Raw genomic sequence first — 15,667 nt, forward strand, 5'->3', positions numbered from 1 at the left:
ACCGTGAGGTGGTGGGCGGATCTGTTCGGACGTCGGACGGTGGGAACAGATCCGCCCAGCGCTCACAGAGTCGAGGAACTCTTGACCGCCTCGACGAATGATCCCCAGGGCGACCAGCCGAAGATCAGCGGACTGCTCGACGGGGTCTTGCTGTCCCGGACAGGGACGAGGCCGGTGTAGCCGTCGGCGACCTCGACGCAGTTGTTGGCTCCCCCGTCGCTGTAGCTCGACTTGCGCCAGGCAGCGGTGCTGAGATCAGGGGTGTGCGTCATGACGTCGGTGCTCCTTCAGAACGGCCCGGATGAACGCCAGCGAGTCCGGTGGGTACAGCGCCAGGTCGCGTAGACGATCGTAGGACAGTCGGAGTCGCAGAACATCGTCCGGATCATCGTCGAGTTGGCTGCAGTCATCGCCTTCCTCGTAGGCAACAGCACTGCCGTCCTTCTGCCAGAGCAAGGTCAGCGAACCCGTCATGTGGTGATGAACGCCCGCCGAGAATGGCAGTACTTGGAGAGTCACGTTGGGCAGCATCGCCACAGTCTCCACATGAAGCAGCTGGTCATGCCAGGTCTTCGCGCGGGCGGCGGGGCGCCGGAACGCCACCTCGTCCATGATGATCCGGACGTCGGGCGAGGGCTTCTGCCGTAGGACGTACTGCCGTCCCAGCCGGGCTGCCACCTGCTCCTCGACCATTTCGTCCTCCGCCAGTTGCCCGAGGGACTTCCCCGCCTTCTCGCGCAGATACCGGAGCGTCCGTCCCAGTACCGCGCGCCCCGACTCGCCCTCGGCGTCAACCTGTTCGGTAACTTCACCCCTCCCCGCTGCGTGGCCCGCAGACAACGCCAACCCTCTTCCGCAGCGTACGCCGCACCGGTGACCATCGAGGCACGAACGGTAATCACCGCTCGTCAGGACCCCGGCAGGACAGAGGAGCGCCACGGAATGAGTGAACGCATCATAGGAATCTGGGAGTTACTGCTCATGACACTCGTGGACGCCCTGCTCCCCTCGCAGCGCCGCGCTCGGCGCAAACGGAGACTGCAACGGCAGCGGCGACGCGCCCTCTGGCTCGCCGTGCACGGCATCGACGTCGGGCCCCGCCGTATCCACGGAGTGGTGGTGCGGGCATGAGCATCCCCAACAACATGAGCGTCCCCAACACCACGCGCAACGAACTGCGGCTGCTCCCCTGGACCACCCCCGACGGCAAGCCCTGTTACCTCAGCGCCGACAGTCACGACAGCCGGCTCTCCCTTCTCGCCGATGACATCGAGGCGGCCCAACTCGACTCCGAGGACCAAGTGTTGGCTGGCGCCAAGGCCGTACTCGCCGACCCGAAGGCCGGCGAACGGGCCGTGCGGTTCGCACTCACCAGGGCGTCCGAATCCCTCGGCGACGCCCTCCGTATCGCCGTCAGCCGAGGCGAACGCATCCCGGGGTGTGAATGGTGACGCCCCCCTGCTGACGTGCGCAGGTTGCTGCCATACGATCCACCTCTGCCGCTGACCGGGGGAGGGTCCATGATCGGGATCGAGCGGGCGTACGGACGGCGAAGAACATTGTCCATCGTGTGGTGGCAGGCCGGCATCAACGTGCTCATCGGCGTCTACCTCTTCTTGGAGACGTCGACGAACCCCTACGGCTCCCAGCGCGGGGCAGGGATCGTGATCCTGGCGCTCCTCCTGGGCAGGGCCGTGCTGGTCCTGCTCTACCGGCAGCGGGGCGGCACGATCGTAGGCGCTCAAGGGATCAGCGCCCGCAACGCCGTACGAACAGCCACCCGGACCTGGCACGACGTCTACGACATCCGGGCCGAGCTGAACCCAAGCGGACGCACCGAGAACGCCGAGTGGACGACCTATGTCTACGACAGCGACGGCCGCCGGATGCGCCTCCCCTACTTCGACGACTGGCAACTCCCCGACTTCCACGCCGAACTCGCCGGCCTGCGTGCCGCATCCGCTCTGCACCGGGGCGTGGCCTGGGAGTTGCGGCCCGAGGTGGAGGACCGGATACTGCGGCGTGCGCGGGACCGCAAGGTCTGGGGCATGGTGTGCATCGCAGCCTTCATCGCCCTGTTCGCCGCGTTCGTACTCCTGGCGTAGCTCCTGCGAACCGAGCCCTGGCTCACCCCTCCCGGCCGGCACAGCTCCAGACCTTAGGATCGCCCCCCAACACAGGCTCTGGGGAGGGTCGATGGGCGGGGACGGCGAGGACGACCGCGACGACGAGCGGGGGATCGAGCGGGAGTACAGCAGGCGGAGAAAGATGTCCCGGGGAAGATTCGTCGCCCTGTGCATCGTCCAAGGGAACTTCGCTCTCCAGATGGCGCGGCCCGACATCATCCCCGGCCGGTACAGGCTGCTCGCGGTGGCGCTCATGGCGCTGCTGGGTGTCTGGGCGATTCTCACCGCGCGACGGGGGCGCACCACCGTGGGGGCCGACGGCGTAACCACCCGCGGAGCCTTCCGCGTGCGCAGGTGGGCCTGGCACGACATCTACGATCTCCGCGTAGAGACCAATCCGGGCCAACGCAGGGCCGACGTCAAGTCGCTGACCTACCTCTACGACAACGACGGCCGCAGGGCACGCCTCCCCCACCTCGACGACTGGCAGCTCCCGGACCTCTGGGCCGAGGTCGCCGACCTGCACACCGCGTCCGCCCGGCACCGGGGCATGACCTGGGAGCGGCGCCCGGCGGTCGAGGTGCGCATCCGCGAGCGGGTCGCGCACCGCAAGGCCCAGGAGCGAGCGATCACCGGGGCCCTGATCGTCTTCTTCGCCGGCCTCGCGTATCTGCTGTGGGAGATATTCACCGATGCCGATCCCCACCCCTTCCTCCTGCTCCTCTGCGCCCCCCTCGCCGCCTACGCCCTCCTCGCCCCTCTCTTCCGTCGGCGCTACATCCGAGCCCTAGCCCCCGCATAACCAACTGCCAGCCCCGCCACAGGCGTTCGTCCCACCGTGTCGGCATGGCGCCGAAGATTCTCCTGGCCGACGACGACGAAGACGTGCGGGAAGGGATCGGCAGGCTGCTCCGGTACGAGGGGTACGAGACCGTCCTCGCCGGGGACGGGCGTACCGCGCTCGACCTCCTCGGCGTATCCGGCGTATCCCTCGGGCTGTCCCTCGGTGTGCCGGAGGATGCCGCCGCGCCGGACCTCGTGCTGATGGACGTCACCATGCCCGAGCTGGACGGACTCGCCGCCACCCGGCGCATCCGCGCCTCCGGGTCCACCGTGCCGATTCTGATGATCACCGGGCGGGACGCGGTCGGCGACCGGATCGTCGCCCTCGACAACGGTGCCGACGACTACCTGAGCAAACCCTTCGCCGTGGAGGAACTCCTCGCTCGTGTACGGGCGTTGCTGCGGCGCGGTGCCCAACACGCCCCGGTGGTCGATGGATTGCCCGAGCTCGAACAGCTCGTCTTTCAGGACCTCGTCCTGGACCTGCGTACCCGTACCGTCACCCGTGACGGACGGCCGCTCGATCTCACCAGGACCGAATTCCTGTTGCTGGAGCACCTGTTGAGGCATCCGGGCGCCGCGCTCACCCGGTCCCAGATCCACCGGCACGTGTGGGGCTTCGACTTCGAGCCCGCCTCCAACACCCTCGACGTGTACGTCATGTACCTGCGCCGGAAACTGGAGAGCCGCGGCGAACCGCGGCTCATCCACACCGTGCGGGGGCTCGGGTACAGCCTCCGGGCCGCTCCGCCTGCCTGATCTATCGCCTCGGGAACTTCGGGAACTTCGGAAGCCTCAGGATCATCGTCTCGTCCGGCGCCTGCGGCGGGACCTGGCGAAGGACCATCGTCTCGTCCAACCGCCTTCCCTCTATGGCCATTTCGGGCAACGGACCCGCAAGTCGCGCGTACGCGCCGCCCCTTGCCACCAACTCCGCGTGCGTGCCGGTCTCCACCAGCCGTCCGCCGTCGACGACGATGATGCGGTCCGCGTCGGGGGCGAGGCTCAGGTCGTGGGTGATCATGATGGTCGTACGGCCGGACATCAGGCGGCGGAGGGGCTGGATCACCTGGCGGGCGGCCACCGAGTCGAGGCCGGCGGTCGGTTCGTCCAGGACCAGGACCGGGGCCTCGCGGAGCATCGCCCGGGCGATCGCGATCCGTTGGAGCTGGCCGCCGGAGAGTGCCGCCGTGCCGGGGGCGATCTGAGTGTCGTAGCCCTGGGGAAGGGATGCGATGAAGTCGTGGGCCGCTGCCGATCGCGCGGCCCGTTCGATGTCCTCGTCGCTCGCGCCGGGGCGGCCGCACTCGATGTTCTCGCGGACCGTGCCGTTGAGGATGAGGGTCTGCTGGGGCAGCAACGCCACGTTCTCCCGCAGGAATTCGAGGGGTACGTCGCGGAGGGGGACGCCGTCCAGGCAGATCACGCCCGCCGAGGGGTCGTAGAAGCGGGTGAGGAGTTTGGACAGGGTCGACTTGCCCGCTCCGCTCTCGCCCGTGATGATCACCAGCTCGCCCGGGTTCGCCCTGAAGGTGACGTCGTCGACCGAGTTACGGGTCGCGCCGGGGTAGCCGAAGGTCACGCCGTGGAAGCTGACCCAGCCGTGGACGGGCCAGGCGGGGACGGGTTCCCGGGGGTCGCCGACGGACGGGGTGGCGTCCAGGATCTCGTTGATGCGGGCGGCGCCGGCCGTGGCGGCGGTGAGGGTGAGGCCGAGTTGGCCGAGGTTGCGGACCGGGGGGTAGAGGTAGCCGATGAAGGCGGCGAAGGCGAGGAGTGCGCCGAGGGTCATGCGGTCGGCGGAGATCTCCCAGACGCCGAGGCCAATCACCGACAGGACGCAGAGCGTCTCCACGACCTCCACGAACTGCTCGTACATCTCGCTGAGTCGGGCGCCGCGGACCGATGCCTTCATCCAGGCGCGGGCTTCGACGTCGAGGCGCTTCTCCTCGTCCCGGCGGCGGTTGTACGCCTGGGTGAGGACCACGTTGCCGAGGGACTCCTCGACGACCGAGGTGATCGCGCCGTCGGCGACCCGTTCGTCCTGCGAGGCCTGCTTGATGCGGCCGGAGAAGCGGCGGGCCGCGATGAGGAAGAGGGGGGCGAGGACGAAGGTCGCGAGGGCCAGGTCCCAGCGGAGGTACAGGGCCGCGCAGGCGTAGAACACGGCTGAGAAAGCCGCCGAGATCGTGCCGACCACCCCTGACACGACCATCTGCTCGATGGCCTCGACGTCTCCGGTGAGGCGTTCGACCAGGTCGCCCTGGCGGTGCTTCTGGAAGAAGTGGGGTGGTAGGTCCTGGACGTGGCGGAAGACGTTCGCGCGCAGGCGCAGGACGAAGCGTTCGGCGGTCCAGGTGGCCAGGGAGTTGCCGAAGTAGCCGACGAGCGCGCCGAGCGCGGCGACGCCGAGCCAGGCCGTGGCCGGGCCCCAGAACTCGGACAGCGAACCGGCCTTGAGGGCGTTGTCCGTGAGTTCCGCGAAGAGCAGGATCGCGGCGGTCTCGGCGAGCGCCGACACGACGACGCACGCGATGATCACCGCGAGCCACTTGCGGTCACCGCGGGTCAGCGGCCAGAAACGGCGGAAGGCCTCACGGGCTTCCCTCATGGTCAACAACTCCCTTCAGAGCGTGGGCTGGTCATGGCCGAGGCGGGGCCACCGGAGCGAGTTCGCTCGCTAACCGGTGGCCCCGCCTCAAGGTGTGCCGGGTCAGTCCTTGTGGCCGACGGGGCGCTTCGGGGCGGGCTTCTTCGGCGCCTTCTTCTTGGGGGCCGGGGCGGGCTTGTGGGCCTTCTTGACGGGGACGATCTTGTGGAAGCTCATGACGGGGTCCCTCCCGGTAAGTGCCGCTCAGTTGCGGCGAGTTGTGGGGTACTGCGGGTGGTGCTGCGGGTGCTGCGGGTCTTCTACGGCCGACCTGGCTGCTTACTTGTGACCGATCGGACGACGCTTCGGGGCCGGAGCAGCCTTCTTCGGGGCCTTCTTGGGCGCCGGAGCGGGCTTGTGGGCCTTCTTCACCGGGGCGATCTTGTGGAAGCTCATGCTGGGTTCCCTCCCTGGGAGTGCCGCTGTGCTGCGGCGGGTTGTGGAGTACTGCGGGTCTGCTGCGGGTGGCCGAGCCGCTTACTTGTGGCCGACCGGGCGACGCTTCGGGGCCGCCGCCGGCTTCTTCGAAGGCTTCTTCTTCGGGGCCGGGGCGGGCTTGTGGGCCTTCTTGACCGGGGCGATCTTGTGGAAGCTCATGTCTGTGTCCCTCTCTGTCGCGGCTGCTGCCGGCTCTGCTGCGGTTCTGCAACAGTTCCTCTACCGATCTGCTGCAATTGCCTTTGAACTACGTCAGAATTACGTCTGTAAATTCTCTGTCAGCCCTTGTGGGCGACCGGGCGACGCTTCGGGGCGGGCTTCTTCGGTGCCGGCTTCTTGGGGGCCGGGGCGGGCTTGCGGGTCTTCTTCACCGGGGCGATCTTGTGGAAGCTCATCGTGCTCTCCTTCGTCTCTTGCGCCTTCTTGTCGTTTGCGCCGTTCGCTTTCGACATGGAAAACACTACTGGACTTCCGACGCAGGAAAAGCCTTTTCCGCTTAGACCTTCCTGAGCAATCCCTGTGGAAGACTCTTATGGAATTTGCGGAACTGAACCGGTCCTTACACAGAATTTAGAACGGGAAAACAGAAGGGGCCCGGCGCCGACCTGCGGCTCCGGGCCCCTCGTCAGGGATGGGTCAGGGATGGGTTACCGCACGATGTTGATCCGGTTCGCCGCCGGGGGCACCAGCGGGCCGGTGGCCGACGAGTTCGCCGTCAGGTAGTCCGCCAGCGCGGCCAGGTCGTCCGTGCCGACCAGGTCGCCGGTACCCTGCCCCAGCGTCGTGAAGCCGTCACCGCCGCCCGCGAGGAAGCTGTTCGTCGCGACGCGGTACGTGGCGGCCGGGTCGATCGCGGAACCGTTGAGCCTGATCGAGGCCGTGACGACCCGGTCCGCGCCCGTCTTCGTCAGGTCCAGCGTGTACGTCAGCCCGGACGAAGGCTGGAGCACCTTCGGCGCCGCCGCGTTCGTGCCGCTCACCTGCTCCTTGAGCACCTGGATCACCTGGGCACCCGTGAAGTCCTGGAGGTTCACCGTGTTGGCGAACGGCTGCACCGTGAAGCCCTCGGCGTACGTCACCACACCGTCGCCCTCGGCACCGGCAGCCTTGTAGGTCAGGCCCGCCCGCACCCCGCCCGGGTTCATCAGCGCGAGGTCGGTCTCCGGGTCCAGCTTCTTGCCGTACGCGAGTTGGGCGTCCGCGATGAGGTCGCCCATCGGGGACTCGGTGCCGGTGTTGCCCACGTCGGCGGAGATGTAGCCGATCGCGCGGTTGCCGATGGGGGCCGCGAGGGTGTTCCACTTGCTGATCAGGGAGGTCAGGTCGGCGGCCTTGGGCACGTCACGGGTGACCACGTGGTTCGCCGACTTGACCGCCGTACGCGCGATGTCGCCGGTCCAGCGGTCGTACGTCAGCGTGGTGTCCGTGTAGAGGCGGCCGAAGGACGCGGCCGAAGTGACCATACGGGGCTTGCCACTTGGGTCGTCGATCGTGCAGACGTACGCGTTGTGGGTGTGGCCGGTGACCAGCGCGTCGACCGCCGGGGTGACGTTCTTCGCGATGTCGACGATCGGGCCGGAGATGCCGGAGCCGCCGCCGGACGCGTCGCAGTCGTAGTTGTAGGACGCGGAGGCCGGGAAGCCGCCCTCGTGGATCAGCGCGACGATCGACTTGACGCCCTGCTTCTGCAGCTCCTTGGCGTACTTGTTGATCGTCTCGACCTCGTCCTTGAACTGGAGGCCCTTGACGCCGTCCGCGGAGACGATGCCCGGGGTGCCCTCCAGCGTGACGCCGATGAAGCCGACCTTGACGCCGTTCTTCTTCCACACCCAGTACGGCTTGAGGATCGGCTTCTTCGTCTTCTCGTCGAGGACGTTGGCCGCGAGGTAGGGGAAGTCGGCGCCCTTGAACTTCTTGTCCGTGTAGCAGCCCTCGGTGGGGTGGCAGCCGCCGTTCTGGAGGCGGGCCAGTTCCTTGGCGCCCTCGTCGAACTCGTGGTTGCCGACCGAAGTGACGTCCAGGTCGAGCTTGTTGAGCGCCTCGATCGTCGGCTCGTCGTGGAAGAGGCCCGAGATCAGCGGGGACGCGCCGACCATGTCGCCGCCGGCCGCGGTGATCGAGTACGGGTTGCCCTTGCGGGCGTCGCGCAGATGCGTCGCGAGGTACTCGACACCGCCCGCGTCGATCGTCTTCGTCGTGCCGTCCGCCTGGAGTTCGGTGACCCGGCCGGACGAACCGGACGGCGGCTCCAGGTTGCCGTGCAGGTCGTTGAAGGAGAGGAGCTGTACGTCCTGGTAGCGGCTGGGCCTGTGCCCGTGGCCGCCGGGGTCGCCGTGGGCGTCGGCCGGCAGCGCGGCGGCCAGCGCGCCCGCCGTGGCGAGGCTCACGGTGGCGGCGAGGAGTGCGGCGGTACGGCGTCCGCGCGGGCGGTGCGGCTGGGTTGTGGCTGGCATGAGCCCCCCTGTGTGTCGGCTGAGAAGGTCACCACGTTCCGGCGCAGCCTAGGGTCAACGCGCGTAGCGCGGCAGGGGGTTCTTGGTTACATCCTGGTTTCTTCTTTGCCGCCACTTTGCCGGTGGATCGGCTTACCCTCATACCCATGACCAGCGACGACACCGTACGGCCCGCGCCCGGCTCCCGTTCCATCGAGACCTACTCCGCGCTCTCCCCGGACCAGGGCGAGGCCGTCCTCGCGCTGATCGCCGAGGCCGCCAGGACCGACGGCCAGCAGGCGGTGTCCGAGCAGGGGCGGTTGCGGATCCGCGGGGGTGAGCGGGCCGGGGTCTCGCATCTGCTGCTGACCCTGGGCGACGAACTCGTGGGCTACGCACAGTTGGAGGACACGGATCCGGTGGAGGCGCCGGCCGCGGAACTCGTCGTCCATCCCTCGCACCGGGGGCACGGGCACGGGCGGGCGCTGGGCGCCGCGCTGCTGGCCGCGTCGGGGAAGCGGCTGCGGGTGTGGGCGCACGGCGGGCACTCGGCCGCGCGCCATCTCGCGCAGGTCCTCGGGCTCACGATGTTCCGTGAACTCCGGCAGCTGCGGCGGGCGTTGACCGATCTGGAGCTGCCGGAGCCGGTGCTCGCGGAGGGCGTGACCGTACGGACCTTCGTGCCCGGCGTCGACGACGCGGCGTGGCTTGCCGTCAACGCCACGGCCTTCGCCCACCACCCCGAGCAGGGGTCCCTCACCCAGCGGGACCTCGACGACCGCAAGTCCGAGGCGTGGTTCGACCCCGCGGGGTTCTTCCTGGCGGAACGGGGTGGCGAGCTGGTGGGCTTCCACTGGACCAAGGTCCACGCGGAGGAGCAGTTGGGCGAGGTGTATGTGGTGGGGGTGCTGCCCGGGGTTCAGGGCGGTGGGCTGGGCAAGGCGCTGACAACGATCGGGCTGCGGCACCTTGCCGCGCAGGGGTTGCCCACGGCGATGTTGTACGTCGACGCGGACAACAAGGCGGCGGTGTCCGTGTACGAGCGGCTGGGGTTCACGACGTACGAGACGGACCTGATGTACCGGTCGGAGTCGTAGAGCTCGCTGTGTCCGGGTGACCGGCCCTGGTCAAGAAGTGACCGTCGCCCTCCGCCCGAACAACCTCCTCCTCACCGGCTCCGGTCCGCACGCCGCCCACACCAGTACCGCCCCCACCAACACCATCGCCCAGTGCTCGTGCCCCACCCCCCACTGCTTCTCCGCCGGGGTGACGTACATCCCCCAGCTGTCCGGCAGCGCGAGGGGGGACACCAGGGCGGTGACCAGGAAACCGGCGGCGACGCGTTGGCCCGGTTCTGGTTCGGCTGTGAAGCGGAGGGCCGTTGCCGCTGCCGCCAGGGAGAGGACCGCGGCCGCTGCCGCCTCCAGGGTCATGTCCCCCACCGGCGGGCGGATCTTCGACGGGATCAGCAGGACCGCCGCCGTCCACCAGGCCGCCGCGAACGGGGCCACCAGTGCCACCCGCAGGGTCGTGCGGAGGATGCGGCGGGTCGGTACCGAGGACGTCAGGTCGCGGGTGGGGTCGTCGAGGACGAAGGCCAGGCCCAGGGCGAAGGTGAGGGAGGCGGCGCGCAGGGCGACGAGCGCGGACCACGGGTCCGGTTCGTCCGAGAGGAGCCGGGGCAGGGCCGCGATCAGCAGGGCCACCGCGGCGGTCGCGGCCAGCGCCCGTACCGGCAGGGCGCGGAGGACCGGGCGGATCAGCTGCACCAACACCCTTGCTGTAGAGGGGAGTTGGACGACACCTGTCTGCTCGGTCACCCCGCTCCCCCTCGTCATCACTCGCACTTGTCGGCCCCACCGGGAGCCTTGACGCCCAGCAGCTGAGCGACCTTTGCCGTCGTCACCTTCGGAGAAGTCAGTTCCGCCCAGTGCGCCTTGACCTTCGGGGTGACCTTGGACGGGCCCGCGGCGAGCAACTCCCTTACGACACTGGTCTGTCCGGCCGTCATGGACATTCCGTTGGTCGGCGACAGGACGTACGAGGAGCCGGTCACGGTATCGTCCAGGCGGACCGCGCGGAGTTCGGTGACCGGGTCGGACGTCCAGCCCAGGGCCAGCCACATGATGGTGACCATGCGGCCGTCGCACACGTCACCGCCGGCCTTCTCGTTCCCGAGGACCAGTACGGAGGCGACCGCGGCGGAGAACTCCGGTGTCCGGGGTCCGCCCCACATCGTGCGGACGGTGACCTGGTCCGGTGTCGTGGACGGGTCGATCGCGCCGTCGGCCTCCATGCCGTAGCGGGCCTCGACGCGTTGCCGTACGAGCAGCTTCCGGGTCTGTGCGGTGCCGCCCGCGAGGGACTGGACGTGGTCCGTGACGTCGGCCCAGGTCGCCGTGCGGGGCATCCACTCGGGGAACGCGCAGTACGTGGAGCGGCCGTGCCGGACGCAGGACTCGACCTTCTGCGGGTTGAGCGTGGCCACTGTGCGGGCCGCGACCGTCTCCGACGAGACGCCGGCCGCTTGGCCGACTCCGCCGACCACGCCGAGGGCGATCGCTCCGGCCAGTGAGCCCGCCAGGACCGTCGTCGCCGTCTTCGTACGGCCCTTGCTGATCAGTACCGCGAGCAGGGCGAGAGCCAGGGCCAGGCCCGTCAGGTACAGGGCGTGCGAGGCGGCCGGGCGGCCGATCAGGTCGGAGGGGATCGTCTTGGTGCTCCCCTCGCCGACGACCGGGGTCAGCCAGGCCGTGGCGCCGCCGCCGCCGAACGAGACCGGCGCGAGGACGGAGAACACGAGGAGCAGCACCGCGGCCACCGGGATCGCGAACGGCTTCGGCACCAGCCTGGCCATCAGCAGGCCGACCGCCCCGCAGAGCAGCACGCACAGGGGACCTACGAGCAGCTCGCCCACCGAACCGTGGCCCACCGCCGTCGACTTGACCGCCTGCCAGCCGAACTGGGCCGCCACGCCCAGCACGACAAGTCCGGTCACCGGCAGGATCGACAGCGCGTGGGCTGCCGTACGGCGCCACGGTTCGAGGACCAGGACCCCGAACAGCCGCTCGGTGTCGTGCCGTTGGGAGCGCAGTACGGCCTGGTTGACGCAGAGCAGGACCGCGAAGCCGACCAGCAGCGGGCCCGTCTGGGTGGCGCGGTCGACGTCCTGGAGGGCCGGATAGCCGTTCCAGTCACCCTTGGTGCGCCACACGATCCAGGCGACGTAGGCCGCCAGCATGAACAGCACCGGGATACGGAGGAGGAGTTTGCGCGACTCGAAGCGGGCCAGGGCGAAGATCGCCTGCCAGGACGGGCGGGCGGGTGCCGTACTCGTCTCGGCCGGGGTCGGGGTCAGTACGGTGCTCATGCCGTCGCCTCCGCGTGCATGCCGTCGAGGGTGAGCAAGTAGCCGTCCTCCAGGGTGGGTTCGACGAGTTCGGCGCCGGGCGGCGGGTCGCCCACGTTGCGGAAGACACCGAGGCCGGTGCGCCAGCCCGCCTTCGCGTCGGGGTCGCGTTCCGAGCTGCTCCACACGCGGCCCGCGGCCCGTGCGGTGAGTTCGGCCGGGGTGCCGTCGAAGCGGACGCGGCCGCCGGCCATGACGACGACGCGGTGGCAGAGCATCGCCACGTCCTCGGTCTGGTGGGTGGACAGGAGAACCGTTCGCCCCTCCCCCGCGCGGGCGATCAACTCCCTGAAGCGCATGCGCTGTTCGGGGTCCAGGCCGACCGTCGGCTCGTCCAGGACCAGGAAGCCCGGGTCGCCCACCAGCGCCGCAGCGAGCGCGACCCGCTGGCGCATACCGCCGGACAGCTTCTTGATGCGCTTGCCGCGTACGTCCGACAGGTCGACCTCGGCGAGCACGCGCCGTACCTCGTTGTGGCGGGCGGTGCGGTCGGTCAGCTCCTTGAGGATCGCCACGTAGTCGACGAAGTCGAAGGCCGTGAAGTCGGGGTGGAAGCCCGGTGTCTGCGGGAGGTAGCCGAGCACGCGCCGGGTCTCCTGGCGGCCTGCGGGCGTGCGGGGGTCGTGGCCCAGGACGGTGAAGCTGCCCTCGTCGGCGGGGGTCGCGGTGGCCAGCACCCTCAACAGGGTTGTCTTTCCCGCCCCGTTGGGGCCGAGCAGGCCGGTGACGCCTTCGGTGAGCCGCAGCGACACGTCGTCGAGGGCGGTCGTCAGGCCGTAGCGCAGGCTGAGCCCGGCCGCGGAGACGGTGGTGGTCATGACGTACTCCAGTCGTGAAGTCGCTTGAAATGGCTGAAGTGGCTGAGTGGCTGAAGTGGCTGAAGTGGCTTGGGAGATCAGGCCGTTGGGCGGAAGCCCGGGGTCTTCGTGTCGAAGCGGTCGCGGGCCAGGTAGAGGAGGCCCGCGGCGAGGACCGCCACCGCCGCGGCCACCGTCTGGCCGGTCGCGGTGAACGGGGCGAGCGTGCCGCCGTGCGTCGCCCGCTCGTGGGCCGTCACCAGCAGGGCGGTCCAGGCCCCGCCGACCAAACCCGGCGCGAGGACCGGGCCCAGACGCGGGGTCAGCGCGAGGCTCGTCGAGGTGAGGGCGAGCGCGGGCAGCAGCCACGCCAGGGCGGCGAGGCCGTATCCGGGCAGGGCCAGGGTCGCGAGGCCGTTGAGGCCAAGTCCCGCCACCAGTACGGCGGTTGTGCGGATCATCAGGAGTTTGAAGCCGTGCATCGGTGCCACGACGGTCATCTCGTAGGTCGGGTCGAGCACCGGGCCGTACGCCATCGCCACGCCCGCGAGCGGCAGCAGCGGGGCGAGGGCGAGGAAGACGTTGGGCGCCGCGACGTTCGACACGTCGGTCATCAGGACCGTCATCAGGAGCAGCAGGGCCACCGCGCCCAGCCACGAGCGGCGCAGTACCGGTGTCGCCGCGAGCAGCCGTGCCGTGTGGTCGGCCACGCCGATCCGCACGAGCAGGGTTTCCATCAACCCCCTTCTGGGGGCGTCGAGTTCGGCGTCGAGGCGTTCCCAGCCCGCGTCGAGGGCCACCGGGTCGGTGACCGACGCAAGCAGGGCCCGGCACTCGGCGCACCGGGCGAGGTGGGTGTCGGCGGACCAGAGCATGGGCGGTGCCAACTCGCCCCGCGCATAGGCGCGTACGTCGTCTTCGGCCACATGCCAGGTCATGCCAGCTCCTCCCGCAGTTGCTTACGGGCCCGCATGGCCCGTGTCTTGACCGTCCCGGCCGGGATGCCCAGCAGCACGGCGGCCTCCCGGGTGGTCAGCCCGTCGATCACGGTGGCCTGGAGGACCGCCCGCAACTCCGGCGAGAGCCGGACCAGGGCACCGGCGAGGTCCCCGTGCTCGACTCCCGCGAGCACGCGTTCCTCCGCCGACGCCTCGTCCCGGTGCCGCAGCCGCCCCAGCGCCTGCCGCAGCCGGCCGCGCGCCCCGTCGCCGCGCAGCACGTCGATCAGCCGCCGCGACCCGATCCGCCACAGCCATCCGGCCACGTCCCCGTCCTCGCGGTAGCGGGCGCTGCCCCGCCACACCGCGAGAAACGTCTCCTGTACGACGTCGTCGACCATCCCGGCGTCGGCGCACCGGCCGCGCAGCCGCGCGGTCAGCCAGGGCGCGTACCGCCGGTACAGCTCCTCGAACGCGCGGCGGTCGCCGTCCGCCGCGATGGCCCGCAGCAGCTCCCCGTCGCTTCCCGTATCGCTCACGTCTCCTCATCGCACGAGCCCCGCCGATCGGTTCACGGATCAGCATGCGGATCGGTCTTGACTTTCTGAACCACCTTCCACCACCCTTTCACTACTCAATTAGTGAAAGGGTGGTGGAACCGAGTGGTCGAGTACCGGATCGACCGGCACAGCGGCGTGGCCACCTATGTCCAGATCGTCCAGCAGACCAAGCAGGCCCTGCACCTGGGGATGCTGGAGCCCGGCGACAAGCTGCCGACGGCCCGCGAGGTCGTCGAGGCCACCGCCATCAACCCGAACACCGTCCTGAAGGCCTACCGCGAGCTGGAGCGCGAGGGACTGGTCGAGGCCCGCCGCGGCCTCGGCACGTTCATCCGCAAGGGGCTGAGCACCACGCCCGCCGACTCGCCGCTGCGGTTGGAACTCGACGACTGGGCCGCGCGGGCCCAGGGGGCCGGACTCGGCCGGGACGACGTCGCCGCGCTCTTCACCGCCGTACTCGAAAAGCACTTCCAAGGAGAAGACTCATGACAGGCACCGCCGCGATAGAGGCCGCCGCTCTCGGCAAGCGGTTCGGCCGGCGGGGAGGGTGGGCCCTGCGGGACTGCGCCTTCCGGCTGCCCGCGGGACGCGTCTGCGCGGTCGTGGGACCGAACGGCGCGGGCAAGTCCACGCTCCTCGCCCTGACCGCCGGACTGCTCGCCCCCACCGAGGGCACGCTGTCCGTCCTGGGCACGGCGGCGGGCGCGGCCCGCGAGCGGGTGGCCTACGTCGCGCAGGACAAGCCGCTCTACCCGCAGCTCACCGTCGCCGAGACGCTGCGCATGGGCGCCGACCTGAACACCGACCGCTGGGACGCCTCCGTCGCCCAACGCATCGTGGCCGACGGGGACTTGAACCCGAAGTCCCGCATCCGCACCCTCTCCGGCGGCCAGTGCACCCGGGTCGCGCTCGCCCTCGCGCTGGCCAAGCGGCCCGAACTGCTGCTCCTGGACGAGCCGATGGCCGACCTGGACCCGCTGGCCCGGCACGAGATGATGGGCATCCTCATGGCGCAGGCCGCCGAGTTCGGCACCACGATCGTGATGTCCTCGCACGTCGTGGCCGAACTGGAGGACTCCTGCGACCACTTGCTGCTGATCGGCGGCGGCCGGGTCCGTCTCGCCGGTGAGATCGACGAGCTGCTCGCCGCGCACGTCCATGTGTCCGCGCCCGCGCACGCCGTCCTCACCCCGCACACGGTCGTCGAGTCCCGCACCACCGGCCGCCAACTCAGCGCCCTGGTCCGCCCCTTGAGCCCGCTCGACACCGACTGGCGCACCAGCACGCCCTCGTTGGAGGAGCTGGTCCTCTCCTATCTGCGCAACCCCGAGGCCGGCACCGCCCCCGCCGCCAGGACCGAGGAGACCGTCGGATGACCGCCCTCGCGACGCCCCCGGCGACCCTGCGCCCTCGGGAAGCCGGGGTCCTTTCTAACCATTCAGGCGCCAGCACAGTGGTTAGTTCCACCCCCAGC

17 protein-coding genes are annotated in these 15,667 nt (G+C 69.8%); 8 read left to right on the top strand and 9 right to left on the bottom strand.

Annotated features, from left to right (window positions below; translation table 11 throughout):
* Positions 1-62 precede the first annotated feature (62 nt).
* On the bottom strand, positions 63-272 hold the full coding sequence (locus ACGFY9_RS07475) for a DUF397 domain-containing protein (RefSeq protein ID WP_393752788.1): 210 nt from the start codon (positions 270-272) through the stop codon (positions 63-65).
* On the bottom strand, positions 256-939 hold the full coding sequence (locus ACGFY9_RS07480; RefSeq protein ID WP_393752789.1) for a DUF5753 domain-containing protein: 684 nt from the start codon (positions 937-939) through the stop codon (positions 256-258). The genes ACGFY9_RS07475 and ACGFY9_RS07480 overlap by 17 nt, the downstream gene beginning before the upstream one ends.
* A gap of 3 nt (positions 940-942) precedes the next feature.
* Between ACGFY9_RS07480 and ACGFY9_RS07485 the strand changes: the two genes are divergently transcribed.
* The 5 genes from ACGFY9_RS07485 (at position 943) to ACGFY9_RS07505 (ending at position 3,728) form a co-directional block, all read left to right on the top strand.
* Positions 943-1,131, top strand: coding sequence for a hypothetical protein (locus ACGFY9_RS07485; protein ID WP_393752790.1), 189 nt, complete (start codon positions 943-945; stop codon positions 1,129-1,131).
* Complete coding sequence (locus tag ACGFY9_RS07490) at positions 1,128-1,451, top strand: hypothetical protein (protein WP_393752791.1); 324 nt, start codon at positions 1,128-1,130, stop codon at positions 1,449-1,451. The genes ACGFY9_RS07485 and ACGFY9_RS07490 overlap by 4 nt, the downstream gene beginning before the upstream one ends.
* Positions 1,452-1,520: 69 nt before the next feature.
* Positions 1,521-2,105, top strand: a complete 585-nt coding sequence (locus tag ACGFY9_RS07495) for a hypothetical protein (protein ID WP_393752792.1) — start codon at positions 1,521-1,523, stop codon at positions 2,103-2,105.
* Between the two features lie 91 nt (positions 2,106-2,196).
* Positions 2,197-2,928, top strand: a complete 732-nt coding sequence (locus ACGFY9_RS07500) for a PH domain-containing protein (protein WP_393752793.1) — start codon at positions 2,197-2,199, stop codon at positions 2,926-2,928.
* Positions 2,929-2,972: 44 nt separating this feature from the next.
* Entirely contained in the window at positions 2,973-3,728 is a 756-nt protein-coding gene (locus ACGFY9_RS07505; protein ID WP_393752794.1) for a response regulator transcription factor, read from the top strand.
* A gap of 1 nt (position 3,729) precedes the next feature.
* On the opposite strand, the gene ACGFY9_RS07510 is transcribed toward ACGFY9_RS07505, so the two are convergent.
* Entirely contained in the window at positions 3,730-5,580 is a 1,851-nt protein-coding gene (locus ACGFY9_RS07510) for an ABC transporter ATP-binding protein (RefSeq protein ID WP_393752795.1), read from the bottom strand.
* Positions 5,581-6,704: 1,124 nt separating this feature from the next.
* Complete coding sequence (locus ACGFY9_RS07515; protein ID WP_393752796.1) at positions 6,705-8,510, bottom strand: bifunctional metallophosphatase/5'-nucleotidase; 1,806 nt, start codon at positions 8,508-8,510, stop codon at positions 6,705-6,707.
* A 146-nt stretch (positions 8,511-8,656) separates the two neighbouring features.
* Here ACGFY9_RS07515 and mshD point away from each other — a divergent pair, with 146 nt between their 5' ends.
* A complete protein-coding gene (gene mshD, locus ACGFY9_RS07520) occupies positions 8,657-9,586 on the top strand; it encodes a mycothiol synthase (protein WP_393752797.1) in 930 nt (309 codons plus the stop codon).
* A gap of 30 nt (positions 9,587-9,616) precedes the next feature.
* On the opposite strand, the gene ACGFY9_RS07525 is transcribed toward mshD, so the two are convergent.
* The 5 genes from ACGFY9_RS07525 to ACGFY9_RS07545 form a co-directional block, all read right to left on the bottom strand.
* Positions 9,617-10,309, bottom strand: coding sequence for an ABC transporter (locus tag ACGFY9_RS07525; RefSeq protein WP_393752798.1), 693 nt, complete (start codon positions 10,307-10,309; stop codon positions 9,617-9,619).
* A 17-nt stretch (positions 10,310-10,326) separates the two neighbouring features.
* A complete protein-coding gene (locus ACGFY9_RS07530) occupies positions 10,327-11,859 on the bottom strand; it encodes an ABC transporter permease (RefSeq protein ID WP_393752799.1) in 1,533 nt (510 codons plus the stop codon).
* A complete protein-coding gene (locus tag ACGFY9_RS07535) occupies positions 11,856-12,716 on the bottom strand; it encodes an ABC transporter ATP-binding protein (RefSeq protein ID WP_393752800.1) in 861 nt (286 codons plus the stop codon). The genes ACGFY9_RS07530 and ACGFY9_RS07535 overlap by 4 nt, the downstream gene beginning before the upstream one ends.
* 77 nt (positions 12,717-12,793) lie before the next feature.
* Positions 12,794-13,633, bottom strand: coding sequence for a zf-HC2 domain-containing protein (locus tag ACGFY9_RS07540; protein WP_393752801.1), 840 nt, complete (start codon positions 13,631-13,633; stop codon positions 12,794-12,796).
* Positions 13,630-14,172 carry an RNA polymerase sigma factor gene (locus tag ACGFY9_RS07545; protein WP_393752802.1) on the bottom strand — a complete coding sequence of 181 codons (543 nt, stop codon included), beginning with the start codon at positions 14,170-14,172 and terminating at the stop codon, positions 13,630-13,632. Before ACGFY9_RS07545 ends, ACGFY9_RS07540 begins: the two co-directional genes overlap by 4 nt.
* Before the next feature lie 123 nt (positions 14,173-14,295).
* On the opposite strand from ACGFY9_RS07545, the gene ACGFY9_RS07550 reads away from it, so the two are divergent.
* Complete coding sequence (locus ACGFY9_RS07550; protein WP_393752803.1) at positions 14,296-14,682, top strand: GntR family transcriptional regulator; 387 nt, start codon at positions 14,296-14,298, stop codon at positions 14,680-14,682.
* Positions 14,679-15,569: an ABC transporter ATP-binding protein gene (locus ACGFY9_RS07555; protein ID WP_393752804.1), complete on the top strand. Its 891-nt coding sequence runs from the start codon at positions 14,679-14,681 to the stop codon at positions 15,567-15,569. The genes ACGFY9_RS07550 and ACGFY9_RS07555 overlap by 4 nt, the downstream gene beginning before the upstream one ends.
* Positions 15,570-15,667 lie beyond the last annotated feature (98 nt).

The sequence above is a fragment of the Streptomyces sp. NPDC048504 genome (assembly GCF_043200035.1).
GTDB lineage: Bacteria > Actinomycetota > Actinomycetes > Streptomycetales > Streptomycetaceae > Streptomyces.

What these genes read in the sequence shown, in the direction of transcription:
- ACGFY9_RS07475 (WP_393752788.1), bottom strand. Translation starts at nt 272, where the DNA reads ATGACGCACACCCCTGATCTCAGCACCGCTGCCTGGCGCAAGTCGAGC.
- ACGFY9_RS07485 (WP_393752790.1), top strand. Translation starts at nt 943, where the DNA reads ATGAGTGAACGCATCATAGGAATCTGGGAGTTACTGCTCATGACACTC.
- ACGFY9_RS07490 (WP_393752791.1), top strand. Translation starts at nt 1,128, where the DNA reads ATGAGCATCCCCAACAACATGAGCGTCCCCAACACCACGCGCAACGAA.
- ACGFY9_RS07495 (WP_393752792.1), top strand. Translation starts at nt 1,521, where the DNA reads ATGATCGGGATCGAGCGGGCGTACGGACGGCGAAGAACATTGTCCATC.
- ACGFY9_RS07500 (WP_393752793.1), top strand. Translation starts at nt 2,197, where the DNA reads ATGGGCGGGGACGGCGAGGACGACCGCGACGACGAGCGGGGGATCGAG.
- ACGFY9_RS07505 (WP_393752794.1), top strand. Translation starts at nt 2,973, where the DNA reads ATGGCGCCGAAGATTCTCCTGGCCGACGACGACGAAGACGTGCGGGAA.
- ACGFY9_RS07510 (WP_393752795.1), bottom strand. Translation starts at nt 5,580, where the DNA reads ATGAGGGAAGCCCGTGAGGCCTTCCGCCGTTTCTGGCCGCTGACCCGC.
- ACGFY9_RS07515 (WP_393752796.1), bottom strand. Translation starts at nt 8,510, where the DNA reads ATGCCAGCCACAACCCAGCCGCACCGCCCGCGCGGACGCCGTACCGCC.
- mshD (WP_393752797.1), top strand. Translation starts at nt 8,657, where the DNA reads ATGACCAGCGACGACACCGTACGGCCCGCGCCCGGCTCCCGTTCCATC.
- ACGFY9_RS07530 (WP_393752799.1), bottom strand. Translation starts at nt 11,859, where the DNA reads ATGAGCACCGTACTGACCCCGACCCCGGCCGAGACGAGTACGGCACCC.
- ACGFY9_RS07535 (WP_393752800.1), bottom strand. Translation starts at nt 12,716, where the DNA reads ATGACCACCACCGTCTCCGCGGCCGGGCTCAGCCTGCGCTACGGCCTG.
- ACGFY9_RS07540 (WP_393752801.1), bottom strand. Translation starts at nt 13,633, where the DNA reads ATGACCTGGCATGTGGCCGAAGACGACGTACGCGCCTATGCGCGGGGC.
- ACGFY9_RS07555 (WP_393752804.1), top strand. Translation starts at nt 14,679, where the DNA reads ATGACAGGCACCGCCGCGATAGAGGCCGCCGCTCTCGGCAAGCGGTTC.